14 protein-coding genes are annotated in these 13339 nt (G+C 70.6%); all 14 read left to right on the forward strand.

Translation table 11 applies throughout. The annotated features are described in order from the left end of the window. Window positions 1–194 precede the first annotated feature (194 nt). The 14 genes from pgsA to O1Q96_RS14435 all read left to right on the forward strand — a co-directional run bounded on the left by pgsA (window position 195) and on the right by O1Q96_RS14435 (window position 13229). Window positions 195–950, forward strand: a complete 756-nt coding sequence (gene pgsA, locus O1Q96_RS14370) for a phosphatidylinositol phosphate synthase (protein ID WP_269253598.1) — start codon at window positions 195–197, stop codon at window positions 948–950. A gap of 5 nt (window positions 951–955) precedes the next feature. After that, window positions 956–1939 carry a phosphatidylinositol mannoside acyltransferase gene (locus tag O1Q96_RS14375; RefSeq protein WP_419587048.1) on the forward strand — a complete coding sequence of 328 codons (984 nt, stop codon included), beginning with the start codon at window positions 956–958 and terminating at the stop codon, window positions 1937–1939. Beyond that, window positions 1936–3108, forward strand: a complete 1173-nt coding sequence (locus tag O1Q96_RS14380; RefSeq protein ID WP_269248538.1) for a glycosyltransferase family 4 protein — start codon at window positions 1936–1938, stop codon at window positions 3106–3108. Before O1Q96_RS14375 ends, O1Q96_RS14380 begins: the two co-directional genes overlap by 4 nt. 264 nt (window positions 3109–3372) lie before the next feature. Next, window positions 3373–3918, forward strand: a complete 546-nt coding sequence (locus O1Q96_RS14385; RefSeq protein ID WP_217454679.1) for a LemA family protein — start codon at window positions 3373–3375, stop codon at window positions 3916–3918. A 165-nt stretch (window positions 3919–4083) separates the two neighbouring features. Beyond that, complete coding sequence (gene pdxS / locus O1Q96_RS14390; protein ID WP_269248539.1) at window positions 4084–5007, forward strand: pyridoxal 5'-phosphate synthase lyase subunit PdxS; 924 nt, start codon at window positions 4084–4086, stop codon at window positions 5005–5007. A 45-nt stretch (window positions 5008–5052) separates the two neighbouring features. Continuing rightward, window positions 5053–5661: a pyridoxal 5'-phosphate synthase glutaminase subunit PdxT gene (gene pdxT, locus O1Q96_RS14395; protein ID WP_269248540.1), complete on the forward strand. Its 609-nt coding sequence runs from the start codon at window positions 5053–5055 to the stop codon at window positions 5659–5661. 48 nt (window positions 5662–5709) lie between these two features. Further along, complete coding sequence (locus tag O1Q96_RS14400) at window positions 5710–6462, forward strand: YebC/PmpR family DNA-binding transcriptional regulator (protein ID WP_217454682.1); 753 nt, start codon at window positions 5710–5712, stop codon at window positions 6460–6462. Between the two features lie 186 nt (window positions 6463–6648). Then, window positions 6649–7194 carry a crossover junction endodeoxyribonuclease RuvC gene (gene ruvC, locus O1Q96_RS14405; protein WP_217454683.1) on the forward strand — a complete coding sequence of 182 codons (546 nt, stop codon included), beginning with the start codon at window positions 6649–6651 and terminating at the stop codon, window positions 7192–7194. After that, complete coding sequence (gene ruvA, locus O1Q96_RS14410; RefSeq protein ID WP_269248541.1) at window positions 7191–7799, forward strand: Holliday junction branch migration protein RuvA; 609 nt, start codon at window positions 7191–7193, stop codon at window positions 7797–7799. Before ruvC ends, ruvA begins: the two co-directional genes overlap by 4 nt. Before the next feature lie 128 nt (window positions 7800–7927). After that, a complete protein-coding gene (gene ruvB, locus O1Q96_RS14415; RefSeq protein WP_269248542.1) occupies window positions 7928–8998 on the forward strand; it encodes a Holliday junction branch migration DNA helicase RuvB in 1071 nt (356 codons plus the stop codon). Window positions 8999–9162: 164 nt separating this feature from the next. Further along, entirely contained in the window at window positions 9163–9648 is a 486-nt protein-coding gene (gene yajC / locus O1Q96_RS14420; RefSeq protein WP_269248543.1) for a preprotein translocase subunit YajC, read from the forward strand. A gap of 140 nt (window positions 9649–9788) precedes the next feature. Next, window positions 9789–11564 (forward strand): protein translocase subunit SecD, encoded by a 1776-nt coding sequence (secD, locus tag O1Q96_RS14425; RefSeq protein ID WP_269248544.1) that lies wholly within the window; start codon window positions 9789–9791, stop codon window positions 11562–11564. A 1-nt stretch (window position 11565) separates the two neighbouring features. After that, window positions 11566–12693 (forward strand): protein translocase subunit SecF, encoded by a 1128-nt coding sequence (secF, locus tag O1Q96_RS14430; protein ID WP_269248545.1) that lies wholly within the window; start codon window positions 11566–11568, stop codon window positions 12691–12693. Beyond that, window positions 12690–13229 (forward strand): adenine phosphoribosyltransferase, encoded by a 540-nt coding sequence (locus O1Q96_RS14435; protein WP_269248546.1) that lies wholly within the window; start codon window positions 12690–12692, stop codon window positions 13227–13229. Before secF ends, O1Q96_RS14435 begins: the two co-directional genes overlap by 4 nt. Window positions 13230–13339 lie beyond the last annotated feature (110 nt).

Below are 13339 nucleotides of genomic sequence, written 5' to 3' on the forward strand. Positions count from 1 at the left end.
GTGAGGTCACTGTGGGCGCGGGCGGGCGGATCCGCGTATGGCGGCTCCGATGACGCCCGCGGTGTCTTCGAGCTTTGCACTCGTGTCACGGTGCGTCCATACGACGGACGCGATCGTGCCGTCCCCCGGATGTCACCAGGACGTGACCCGGGGCGCGGGTGCCCGACCGTCGCACACGCGCACGCGTGACTACGATGGGCCAGCCGGTGGCCAGCAGGGGCCGCGCGGCCACACCGACCCTCGGGAAGGCCATGCTGAACAAGTACGCGCGTGCATTCTTCACGCGTGTCCTCACACCGTTCGCCGCGTTTCTCATCCGCCGGGGGGTGAGCCCCGACACGGTCACCATCCTGGGCACGGCCGGAGTCATCGCGGGAGCACTGGTCTTCTTCCCCCGGGGCGAGCTCTTCTGGGGCACGATCGTCATCACGCTCTTCGTGTTCTCGGACATGGTCGACGGCAACATGGCGCGCCAGCTGGGCCGCTCCAGCCGCTGGGGCGCCTTCCTGGACTCGACGCTCGACCGGGTCGCCGACAGTGCGATCTTCGGCGGGTTCGCCCTCTGGTACGCGGGCGGCGGTGACAACACCGTCCTGTGCGCCGTCTCGATCTTCTGCCTGGCCAGCGGCCAGGTGGTGTCGTACACCAAGGCCCGGGGCGAGTCGATCGGTCTGCCCGTCGCCGTCAACGGCCTCGTCGAGCGCGCCGAACGCCTGGTGATCTCGCTGGTCGCGGCCGGTCTGGCGGGCTTCCACAAGACGTTCGGGGTGCCCGGCATCGACATCCTGCTGCCGATCGCGCTGTGGATCGTCGCCGTCGGCAGTGTCGTCACGCTGATCCAGCGCGTCGTCACCGTGCGCAGGGAGGCCGCCGAGGCCGACGCGGCCACCGACACCACGGTCGCCGCCCCGCCGGAGGGCACCCCGCGGAGCAGCGAGGCCACCTCGTGAGCGGTCTGCGGGACCATCTGTCGTACGCGGCGTACGCCGCGGGCTGGGGGGCGGTCAAGAAGCTCCCCGAACCCGTGGCCGTGCGCCTCGGCCGGACCATCGCCGACATCGCCTGGAAGCGGCGCGGCAAGGGCGTACGGCGCCTCGAATCCAACTACGCGCGCGTGCTGCCCGACGCGAGCCCGGAGCGGCTCGCCGAGCTCTCCCGCGCGGGCATGCGCTCGTATCTGCGCTACTGGATGGAGTCGTTCCGGCTGCCCGCCTGGAGCAAGGAGCGCATCAGGAACGGCTTCGAAGGGAAGGATCTCCACTATCTGACCGAGGGGCTCGCGGCGGGCAAGGGCGTCATCCTCGCGCTGCCGCACCTGGGCAACTGGGACCTCGCGGGTGCCTGGGTCACCACCAAGCTGGAGACGCCGTTCACGACGGTCGCCGAGCGACTCAAGCCGGAGAAGCTGTACGACCGGTTCGTGTCGTACCGCGAAGGCCTCGGCATGGAGGTGCTGCCGCACAGCGGGGGCACCGCGTTCGGCACGCTGGCCCGGCGGCTGCGCGACGGCGGCCTGGTCTGCCTGGTCGCCGAGCGTGACCTGTCCGCCTCCGGCGTCGAGGTCACCTTCTTCGGGGACACGACCCGGATGCCCGCCGGTCCGGCGCTGCTCGCCCAGCAGACCGGCGCGCTGCTGCTGCCGGTGACGCTCTGGTACGACGACTCGCCCGTGATGCGCGGCCGTGTCCATCCGCCCGTCAACGTCCCCGAGTCAGGTACCCGGGCCGAGAAGACGTCTGTCATGACGCAGGCGCTGGCCGATGCCTTCGCCTCGGGTATCGCCGACCATCCGGAGGACTGGCACATGCTGCAACGCCTGTGGCTCGCCGACCTGGAGCCCCGCTCCGGGCCGGCCGAAGGGACGTCCGCCGCTGAGGCGGCAGGCGGGGAACCCCTGCCCGCAGCGGACGACGGGCAGCGCCCAGGGGAGCGGCCGTGAGGATCGGCATCGTCTGCCCGTACTCCTGGGACGTTCCCGGGGGAGTCCAGTTCCACATCCGGGACCTGGCGGACCACCTCATCGCTCTCGGGCACCACGTGTCCGTCCTCGCGCCCGCCGACGACGAGACCCCGCTCCCGCCGTACGTCGTCTCGGCCGGCCGTGCCGTGCCCGTGCCGTACAACGGGTCGGTCGCGCGCCTCAACTTCGGGTTCCTGTCGGCCGCTCGGGTGCGGCGCTGGCTGCACGACGGCACGTTCGACGTCATCCACATCCACGAGCCGGCCTCGCCCTCCCTCGGCCTGCTGGCCTGCTGGGCCGCGCAGGGGCCGATCGTCGCCACCTTCCACACGTCGAACCCGCGGTCCCGGGCGATGATCGCCGCGTACCCGATCCTGCAGCCCGCCCTGGAGAAGATCAGGGCGCGGATCGCGGTGAGCGAGTACGCGCGGCGCACGCTCGTCGAGCACCTGGGCGGTGACGCCGTGGTCATTCCGAACGGCGTCGACGTGGACTTCTTCGCGAAGGCCGAGCCCAGGGCCGAGTGGCAGGGCGACACGATCGGGTTCGTCGGCCGGATCGACGAGCCCCGCAAGGGCCTGCCGGTCCTCATGAAGGCCCTGCCGAAGATCCTCGCCGAGCGGCCGGCGACCCGGCTGCTGGTCGCCGGGCGCGGTGACGAGGAGGAGGCCGTCGAGAAGCTCCCCGCGGAACTGCGCTCGCGCGTGGAGTTCCTCGGCATGGTGAGCGACGAGGACAAGGCCCGTTTCCTGCGGAGCGTCGACGTGTACGTCGCACCGAACACCGGCGGCGAGAGCTTCGGGATCATCCTGGTCGAGGCCATGTCGGCGGGCGCGCCCGTGCTCGCCTCCGACCTCGACGCGTTCGCCCAGGTCCTCGACAAGGGCGCGGCCGGAGAGCTGTTCGCCAACGAGGACGCGGACGCGCTGGCCGTCGCGGCGCTACGGCTCCTCGGTGATCCCGGGCGGCGCGCGGAACTGCGCGAGCGGGGCAGCGCGCATGTCCGGCGCTTCGACTGGTCGACGGTCGGGGCGGACATCCTGTCCGTGTACGAGACGGTCACCGACGGCGCCGCGGCGGTCGCCGCCGCGGACGACCTGGCGGAACCGGGCGGCCTGCTGGCCCGCTTCGGGCTGGCACGGGACTGACGGGCCTGGGGGCTGCCGCCCTCAGGCCCCCGCATCGCGCTGAACGCGCTCGTCCTCAAAGGCCGGACGGGCTGAGAAGCACGGCGAAGCCGACTTCTCAGGGGCGCGGGGAACTGCGCGGCCGGCCCTCACCGGGCCCGCACCCGGAACCCGGAACCGGCCGCCCCCGGTGACTCCCGCGGCCTCCTGGGCGGCGCCGCGGGCGCCGTATCGGGGGCGACGCCACGTCAGACGGCGCCGGCCACACGGGTAGCGTGTGCGCCCGTGACCTCCACACTGATCTGGATCGTGGTCGCCCTGGTGGCGATCGGCCTCTACCTGAGCTGGACGGCGGGCCGTCTCGACCGGCTGCACTCGCGGATCGACGCCGCGCGCGCCGCGCTCGACGCACAGCTCCTGCGGCGTGCCTCGGTGGCGCAGGAACTGGCCACCTCCGGAGTGCTCGATCCGGCCGCTTCGATCGTGCTCTACGAGGCGGCGCACGCGGCCCGGCAGGCCGAGGAGGACCACAGAGAGGTCGCCGAGAGCGACCTCAGCCAGGCACTGCGGGCCGTCTTCGGAGAGACCGAGCAGGTCGAGGCGGTCCAGGCGGCCCCGGGCGGCGAGGACGCGGCGCGCGAACTCGCCCAGGCGGTCCGCCGGGTCCCGATGGCCAGGCGCTTCCACAACGACGCCGTACGGGCGGCCCGCGCGCTGCGCCGCCACCGCACGGTGCGCTGGTTCCGGCTGGCCGGACACGCGCCCTTCCCGCTGGCCTTCGAAATGGACGACGAGGCTCCGGTCGCCCTCGCGGACCGTCCGGGAACGTAGGCCACGCGCGCGCGTGGACCCCGGTCAAGGCCACTGACCACGGGAAACGCGTCCAGGGGACCGGAAAATGAGCCACCGCCTCCCCATTGGCCCTTGCTGTGGCCTGGTCCACGGGCGTTTCCTCGGTGTTTGCAGAAACCCTCTTTCACCGAGCGAGGTCAACCCGTGTCCAGCACCCTCTCCCACCCCGCCCAGCCCACCGACACCCCGGCCACCGGCACCGCGCGCGTGAAGCGCGGCATGGCCGAGCAGCTCAAGGGCGGCGTGATCATGGACGTCGTCACGCCGGATCAGGCGAAGATCGCCGAGGACGCGGGCGCCGTGGCCGTGATGGCCCTGGAGCGGGTCCCGGCCGACATCCGCAAGGACGGCGGCGTGGCGCGCATGTCCGACCCGGACATGATCGAGGGCATCATCGAGGCCGTCTCCATCCCGGTGATGGCCAAGTCGCGCATCGGTCACTTCGTGGAGGCCCAGGTCCTGCAGTCCCTCGGCGTCGACTACATCGACGAGTCCGAGGTGCTGACGCCCGCCGACGAGGTCAACCACTCGGACAAGTTCGCCTTCACGACCCCCTTCGTCTGTGGCGCCACCAACCTGGGCGAGGCCCTGCGCCGCATCGCGGAGGGCGCGGCCATGATCCGCTCCAAGGGCGAGGCCGGCACCGGCAACGTCGTCGAGGCCGTCCGCCACCTGCGCCAGATCAAGAACGAGATCGCCCGGCTGCGCGGCTACGACAACAACGAGCTGTACGCCGCCGCCAAGGAGCTGCGCGCCCCCTACGAGCTGGTCAAGGAGGTCTCCGAGCTGGGCAAACTCCCGGTGGTCCTCTTCTCCGCCGGTGGTGTCGCCACCCCCGCCGACGCCGCCCTGATGCGTCAGCTCGGCGCCGAGGGCGTCTTCGTCGGCTCCGGCATCTTCAAGTCCGGTGACCCCGCCAAGCGCGCCGCCGCCATCGTGAAGGCCACCACCTTCTACGACGACCCGAAGATCATCGCGGACGCCTCCCGGAACCTGGGCGAGGCCATGGTCGGCATCAACTGCGACACCCTCCCCGAGGCGGAGCGCTACGCGAACCGCGGCTGGTAGGCACCCTCTTCAGGGCATCACGTACACGAGGCAGGCACAACGCAGATGAGCAACACCCCCGTCATAGGCGTCCTGGCCCTCCAGGGGGACGTACGGGAGCACCTCATCGCCCTGGCCGCGGCGGACGCCGTGGCCAGGCCGGTGCGGCGCCCCGAGGAACTCGCCGAGGTGGACGGACTGGTCGTCCCCGGCGGCGAGTCCACCACCATCTCCAAACTGGCCGTCCTCTTCGGCCTGATGGAGCCCCTTCGCGCGCGCGTGCGCGACGGCATGCCCGTCTACGGCAGCTGTGCGGGCATGATCATGCTCGCCGACAAGATCCTCGACCCGCGCTCGGGGCAGGAGACCATCGGCGGCATCGACATGATCGTGCGCCGCAACGCCTTCGGACGGCAGAACGAATCCTTCGAAGCGGCGGTCGACGTGAAGGGCGTCGCGGGCGATGCTGTGGAGGGCCTCTTCATCAGGGCCCCCTGGGTCGAGTCGGTGGGCGCCGGGGCCGAGGTACTGGCGGAGCACGGCGGCCACATCGTCGCCGTCCGCCAGGGCAACGCGCTCGCCACGTCGTTCCACCCGGAGCTGACCGGCGACCACCGCGTGCACTCCCTGTTCGTCGACATGGTGCGCGCGAACCGGGCGGCGGAGTCCTTGTAGGATCTCTGGCGTTCGTATCTGGATGGGTTACGCGAAGGAGACAGGCAGATGTCCGGCCACTCTAAATGGGCTACGACGAAGCACAAGAAGGCCGTGATCGATGCCAAGCGCGGCAAGCTCTTCGCGAAGATGATCAAGAACATCGAGGTCGCGGCCCGCACGGGCGGCGCCGACGTGTCCGGCAACCCGACGCTGTTCGACGCCATCCAGAAGGCCAAGAAGAGCTCGGTCCCGAACAAGAACATCGACTCCGCGGTCAAGCGCGGCGCCGGCCTCGAAGCCGGTGGCGCCGACTACGAGACGATCATGTATGAGGGCTACGGCCCGAACGGTGTCGCGGTGCTCATCGAGTGCCTGACGGACAACCGCAACCGTGCCGCCTCCGACGTCCGCGTCGCGATGACCCGCAACGGCGGCTCGATGGCCGACCCGGGTTCCGTCTCGTACCTGTTCCACCGCAAGGGCGTCGTCATCGTCCCCAAGGGCGAGCTGTCCGAGGACGACGTGCTGGGCGCCGTGCTCGACGCGGGCGCCGAGGAGGTCAACGATCTCGGTGAGTCCTTCGAGGTCATCTCCGAGGCCACCGATCTGGTCGCGGTGCGCACCGCGCTCCAGGACGCCGGGATCGACTACGACTCGGCCGACGCCAACTTCGTCCCGACCATGCAGGTCGAACTGGACGAGGAGGGCGCCAGGAAGATCTTCAAGCTCATCGACGCCCTCGAGGACAGCGACGACGTGCAGAACGTCTTCGCCAACTTCGACGTGAGCGACGAGGTCATGGAGAAGGTCGACGCGTAACGCCATCGCGAGCGCCACGGCATCGGCGCCACGGGCTCAACGGGCCGACGGGACACACTCCGTCGGCCCGTCGCTCTGCCGGCCGGGGCGTCGGCGACGGGGTTGTCGGTGCCACCCGATAGCCTGCTCGAGCTGGGGGCATCTCCCGGCGGCCGGGAAACGAAGGACGTCGAAGGAGGGGGCCGCATGCGGGTACTGGGCGTCGACCCCGGGTTGACCCGGTGCGGAGTCGGAGTCGTCGAGGGCGTGGCGGGCCGGCCGCTCACCATGCTCGGCGTCGGCGTCGTACGCACGCCCGCGGACGCGGAGTTGGGACAGCGGCTCGTCGCCATCGAGCAGGGCATCGAGCGGTGGCTGGACGAGCACCAGCCCGAATTCGTCGCCGTGGAGCGCGTGTTCAGCCAGCACAACGTCCGTACGGTGATGGGCACGGCCCAGGCCAGCGCGGTCGCGATGCTCTGCGCCGCCCGGCGCGGCCTCCCCGTCGCCCTGCACACCCCCAGCGAGGTCAAGGCCGCCGTCACCGGCAGCGGTCGCGCCGACAAGGCACAGGTCGGCGCCATGGTCACCCGGCTGCTCCGGCTCGACGCGCCCCCCAAGCCCGCCGACGCGGCCGACGCCCTCGCTCTCGCCATCTGCCACATCTGGCGCGCCCCGGCCGTGAACCGCCTCCAGCAGGCACAGGCCGCCCACCGCCAGGCCCAGGTCTCCAGCCGGAAGGTCACCCGATGATCGCCTTCGTCAGCGGCCCGGTCGCCGCCCTCGCCCCCGACTCGGCGGTGGTCGAGGTGGGCGGCATCGGCATCGCCGTCCAGTGCACGCCCACCACGCTCTCCGGGCTGCGCATGGGCAAGGAGGCCAGGCTCGCCACCTCCCTGGTCGTCCGTGAGGACTCGCTGACCCTGTACGGCTTCGCGGACGACGACGAGCGCCAGACCTTCGAGCTGCTGCAGACGGCGACCGGCGTGGGCCCGCGCCTGGCCCAGGCCATGCTCGCCGTGCACAGCCCCGACGCCCTGCGCCGCGCGGTGTCCACGGGGGACGAGAAGGCTCTCACCGCCGTCCCCGGCATCGGCAAGAAGGGCGCCCAGAAGCTCCTCCTGGAGTTCAAGGACCGCCTCGGCGAGCCCCTCGGCACCGGCGGCCCGGCCCTCGGCAGGCCCGTCGCCACCGGCTGGCGCGAGCAGTTGCACGCCGCGCTGATCGGGCTGGGGTATGCGACGAGGGAGGCCGACGAGGCGGTCTCCGCGGTGGCGCCGCAGGCGGAGGCCACCGAGGCCCCGCAGGTCGGTCAGTTGTTGAAGGCCGCGCTGCAGAGTCTCAACCGGGCGCGCTGAACCCCGCTGGAGACTGCCGTGCAGCTGCGGGTCCGTCGTGGCTGGTCGCGCCGTTCCCCGCGCCCCTACGGGGCACGCCCCGCCCACGCTCGTACGACCCGGACCCACTACACCGCGAGGCACACCGAATGAACTGGGACGACACGACCGACGACGCCACCGCCGAGCGGCTCGTCGGCGCGTCCGCCGACCATGAGGAGCAGGCCGTCGAGGCCGCCCTGCGCCCCAAGGACCTCGACGAGTTCATCGGCCAGGAAAAGGTCAGGGAACAGCTCGACCTCGTCCTGCGTGCCGCACGAGCGCGTGGCGCCACCGCCGACCACGTGCTGCTCTCCGGAGCCCCCGGCCTGGGCAAGACCACCCTCTCGATGATCATCGCCGCCGAGATGGAGGCCCCGATCCGCATCACCAGCGGCCCCGCCATCCAGCACGCGGGCGACCTCGCGGCGATCCTCTCCTCCCTCCAGGAGGGCGAGGTCCTCTTCCTCGACGAGATCCACCGCATGTCGAGGCCCGCCGAGGAGATGCTGTACATGGCGATGGAGGACTTCCGCGTCGACGTCATCGTCGGCAAGGGGCCCGGCGCCACCGCCATCCCGCTCGAGCTGCCGCCCTTCACGCTCGTCGGCGCCACCACGCGCGCGGGCCTGCTGCCGCCACCGCTGCGCGACCGCTTCGGCTTCACCGCCCACATGGAGTTCTACGAGCCGGCCGAGCTGGAGCGCGTCATCCACCGCTCCGCGCACCTGCTCGACGTGGAGATCGGCACGGAGGGCGCCGCCGAGATCGCCGGCCGCTCCCGGGGCACGCCCCGTATCGCCAACCGCCTGCTGCGCCGGGTCCGCGACTACGCCCAGGTGAAGGCCGACGGCGTCATCACCCGGGACATCGCCGAGGCCGCCCTCGCCGTGTACGAGGTGGACAGCCGCGGCCTCGACCGCCTCGACCGAGGCGTCCTCGAAGCCCTTCTGAAGCTCTTCGGCGGCGGCCCCGTCGGTCTCTCCACGCTCGCCGTGGCCGTCGGGGAGGAGCGGGAGACCGTCGAGGAGGTCGCCGAGCCCTTCCTCGTCCGCGAGGGACTGCTGGCCCGTACGCCCCGCGGACGCGTGGCGACACCGGCGGCATGGGCGCATCTCGGCCTCACGCCACCCCGGTCGTCAACCGGTGGAATCGGACAAGGGGACCTGTTCGGGGCGTGACGGCGAGGGGGCTCGCGAGGTCAGGAACCACGGTGCGATGCTGAGCGTTGTTCCTTGACGGCGGACTCGCTTAGACTCCGCCGATGCCGCCCTTGTCGACGGCGCACATACCCCCATCCATCAGGCCGCTCACCATCGCGGTCGAATGAAGGAAGTTCCGTCCCGTGAGTCTCGTGACCCTCCTCCCGTTCATCGTGCTCATCGGGGCCATGTTCCTGATGACCCGGTCGGCCAAGAAGAAGCAGAATGCGGCTGCGCAGATGCGCAACGACATGCAGCCCGGCTCCGGAGTCCGCACGATCGGTGGCATGTACGCAACGGTGAAGGAGGTCAACGAGGACACGGTCCTCCTTGACGCAGGCCCGGGCGTCGACCTGCTCTTCGCGAAGAACGCGATCGGCGCGGTCCTGAGCGACGACGAGTACAACCGTCTCGTTCACGGCATCGAGCACGACCTGAAGGACGACGAGTCGGTCGTTCCGGACGACGCCTCCTCCCTCACCGAGACCGACGAGCCCGCCGACGCTTCCGACGACAAGCCCATCGACCTCGGCAAGAAGGACACGGACGACGAGTCCGACGTCGCGGAGCCGAAGAAGGCCGACGGCGCAGACCTGAAGAAGTCCGACGGCGAGTCCGACGCGAAGTAGTCATGACCGGGGACCGCGGAGTGCGCCGCTCGCGCGCCGTGGTCCCGGGTCGTAGGGCTTCGCGCGGATCCTCGACACCATTTCATGCCCGTCCGCGAAGGTACTGAGAGACCGGGCGGACGAAGAGGGAGAACGAGAAGGTGGCAGCACCTAAGAAGGGCCGAAAGCAGGGCGCCCAGGGCAGGCCGGGGCGCACCTTGGTCCTGATCCTGATCGCCATCGTGGCGCTCACCGGTGGAATGTTCGCCTCCGGGCACACGAAGCCGCGCCTCGGCATCGACCTCGCCGGGGGTACGAGCATCACGCTCGAGGCGAAGGAAGAGCCCGGTCAGAAGGGCGCGATCAACAAGACCAACATGGACACCGCGGTCGACATCATGAACCGCCGTGTCAACGGTCTGGGTGTCTCCGAGGCGGAGGTCCAGACCCAGGGCGATCGCAACATCATCGTCAACATTCCCAAGGGCACGAACTCCAAGCAGGCCCGGGAACAGGTCGGCACCACCGCCAAGCTCTACTTCCGTCCCGTCCTGACCACCGAGGTCTCCGGCGGGGACCCCGCCGCCAGCCCCTCGCCGAGCGCCTCCGGCAGCCCCTCCGGCAGCCCTTCCGCGGGCTCGGACAAGGACGGTGACAAGGCGGGCGACAAGGCCACTTCGTCCTCGTCGCCCGCCGCCACCCCCTCGTCCACCTCACAGGGCCGGGCGGTCACGGACGCGCTGAAGGCCGACCCCACCCCCTCGGGAAGCGGTTCCGCCGCCGCCTCCAGCCCGCCCGCCTCGCCGCCCGCGGAGGCCGACCCGGCGACCGCCAAGCTCCAGGCGCAGTACACCGCGCTGGACTGCACCAAGAGGACGGTCCGCGCGAAGGCCGGTGACGGCGTCAAGGCCGAGGAACCGACCGTGGCCTGCGGTCAGAACGCCCAGGGTCAGTGGCAGAAGTACATTCTCGGCCCGGCCGAGGTCGAGGGCACCGACGTCGACAAGGCCGCGGCCCTGTTCGACTCGCAGGGCGGCGCGGGCTGGAAGGTCACCATGGACTTCACGTCCAAGGGAGCCGACAAGTTCGCGAGCATCACCGGCAAGCTGGCGAAGAACCAGTCCCCGCAGAACCAGTTCGCCATCGTCCTCGACGGTGAGGTCGTCTCCGACCCGTACGTCAGCCAGGCGCTGACCGGCGGCAACGCGGAGATCTCCGGCAGCTTCAACCAGCAGGAGGCCGAGGACCTGGCCAACATGCTGTCGTACGGCGCGCTGCCGCTCACCTTCCAGGAGGCGAGTGTCACCACCGTGGACGCCGCGCTCGGTGGCGAGCAGCTGGAGGCCGGTCTGATCGCCGGTGCCATCGGTCTGGCCCTGGTCATCATCTACCTGGTGGTCTACTACCGGGGTCTGTCGCTGGTGGCCATCGCCTCGCTGCTGGTCTCCGCGGCCATGACCTACGTGATCATGTCGCTGCTCGGCCCGACCATCGGCTTCGCGCTGAACCTCCCGGCGGTCTGCGGCGCCATCGTGGCCATCGGCATCACGGCGGACTCGTTCATCGTGTTCTTCGAACGTATCCGTGACGAGATCCGCGAAGGCCGCTCGCTGCGGCCCGCGGTCGAGCGGGGCTGGCCGCGCGCCCGGCGCACCATCCTGGTCTCGGACTTCGTGTCGTTCCTCGCCGCCGCGGTGCTCTTCGTCGTCACGGTCGGCAAGGTGCAGGGCTTCGCCTTCACGCTGGGTCTGACCACCCTGCTTGACGTGGTCGTCGTCTTCTTCTTCACCAAGCCGCTGATGACGATTCTCTCCCGCAAGAAGTTCTTCGCGGAGGGCCACAGCTGGTCCGGCCTCGACCCGAAGCGACTGGGCGTCCAGCCGCCGCTGCGCCGCACCCGTCGCGTGTCCGCCCCCGTCGACACGAAGGAGGCGTGAGATGTCGAAACTCGGCACCCTCGGCGCCCGGCTCCACCGAGGCGAGATCGGCTACGACTTCGTCGGCAAGCGCATGATCTGGTACGGCGTCTCGATCCTGATCACCATCACGGCCATCGTCGGTCTGGCGGTGCGCGGCCTGAACATGGGCATCGAGTTCCAGGGTGGAGCCGTCTTCACCACCGAGCGGATCAGTGTCTCGGCGAGCCAGGCCGAGAAGTACGCGGAAGACGCCGCCGGACACGACGCGATCGTGCAGAAGCTCGGCACGGGCGGTCTGCGCATCCAGATCGCCAGCATCGACACCGCCAAGTCGGACCAGATCAAGGAAGTACTCGCCAAGGACCTGAACGTCGACGCGGAGAAGATCAGCGCCGACCTGGTCGGCCCCAGCTGGGGGGACCAGGTCGCCGCGAAGGCCTGGCAGGGCCTGGCGATCTTCATGGTCCTCGTGGTGATCTATCTGGCGATCGCCTTCGAGTGGCGCATGGCCGTGGCCGCGCTGGTGGCGCTCATCCACGACATCACCATCACGGTCGGCATCTACGCCCTGGTCGGCTTCGAAGTGACACCGGGCACCGTGATCGGTCTGCTCACGATCCTCGGTTACTCGCTGTACGACACAGTGGTCGTCTTCGACAGCCTCAAGGAACAGACGAAGGACATCACCAAACAGACCCGCTGGACCTACAGCGAGATCGCCGACCGCTCGATCAACGGCACCCTGGTGCGGTCGATCAACACCACGGTCGTCGCGCTCCTCCCGGTGGCCGGCCTGCTCTTCATCGGCGGCGGTGTCCTCGGCGCGGGCATGCTCAACGACATCTCGCTGTCGCTGTTCGTCGGCCTCGCGGCCGGTGCGTACTCCTCGATCTTCATCGCCACGCCGCTCGTCGCCGACCTCAAGGAGCGCGAGCCGCAGATAAAGGCACTCAGGAAGCGCGTACTGGCCAAGCGGTCCGCCGCCGCGGCGAAGGGCGAGTCCCTGGAGGCCCCGGTCGCCGCCCAGGTGTACGACGACGAGGAGCCGGAGGACGCGACCCCCGCCGTCGTCGGACCCCGCGGGCAGCGCGCTCAGCCGTCGGCCCGGGGCAGGGGCCGTGGCCGCCCCTCGGGGAAGCGCCGATGACCGGCATCCAGGAGCTGCTGCTCAGCCGCATCCGTGACGTACCCGATTACCCGGAGCCGGGCGTGATGTTCAAGGACATCACGCCGCTCCTGGCGGACCCGGCGGCGTTCACGGCGCTCACCGACGCGCTGGCCGAGCTCAGTGTCCGCAGCGGCGCCACGAAGATCGTCGGCCTGGAGGCCCGCGGCTTCATCCTGGGCGCGCCCGTCGCGGTCCGCGCGGGCCTCGGCTTCATCCCCGTACGCAAGGCGGGCAAGCTCCCCGGAGCGACCCTCGGCCAGGCGTACGACCTGGAGTACGGCTCCGCCGAGATCGAGGTGCACGCCGAGGACCTGAGCGCGAGCGATCGTGTCATGGTCATCGACGACGTCCTCGCCACCGGTGGCACCGCGGAGGCGTCGCTCCGGCTGATCCGCCGGGCGGGCGCCGAGGTCGCGGGTGTCGCCGTGCTCATGGAGCTCGGGTTCCTGGGCGGCCGTGCCCGTCTGGAGACGGCCCTGGACGGCGCTCCCCTGGAGGCGCTGCTCACGATCTGAGCGACCCGCGGACCCGGACGGCACCTGGTCCGGCACCGCTCAGAACCCGTACGACACCGCGCAGGCGGGCTCCGGAGGAATCCGGGGCCCGCCTCTCGCGTTTCTCCCAT

The organism is Streptomyces aurantiacus, from assembly GCF_027107535.1.
Taxonomy (GTDB): domain Bacteria; phylum Actinomycetota; class Actinomycetes; order Streptomycetales; family Streptomycetaceae; genus Streptomyces.

Bases quoted from the DNA above. Each gene is read 5' to 3' on its own strand.
- pgsA (WP_269253598.1), top strand. From the start codon at position 195: ATGGGCCAGCCGGTGGCCAGCAGGGGCCGCGCGGCCACACCGACCCTC.
- pdxT (WP_269248540.1), top strand. From the start codon at position 5,053: ATGAGCAACACCCCCGTCATAGGCGTCCTGGCCCTCCAGGGGGACGTA.
- O1Q96_RS14400 (WP_217454682.1), top strand. From the start codon at position 5,710: ATGTCCGGCCACTCTAAATGGGCTACGACGAAGCACAAGAAGGCCGTG.
- ruvC (WP_217454683.1), top strand. From the start codon at position 6,649: ATGCGGGTACTGGGCGTCGACCCCGGGTTGACCCGGTGCGGAGTCGGA.
- ruvA (WP_269248541.1), top strand. From the start codon at position 7,191: ATGATCGCCTTCGTCAGCGGCCCGGTCGCCGCCCTCGCCCCCGACTCG.
- ruvB (WP_269248542.1), top strand. From the start codon at position 7,928: ATGAACTGGGACGACACGACCGACGACGCCACCGCCGAGCGGCTCGTC.
- secF (WP_269248545.1), top strand. From the start codon at position 11,566: ATGTCGAAACTCGGCACCCTCGGCGCCCGGCTCCACCGAGGCGAGATC.
- O1Q96_RS14435 (WP_269248546.1), top strand. From the start codon at position 12,690: ATGACCGGCATCCAGGAGCTGCTGCTCAGCCGCATCCGTGACGTACCC.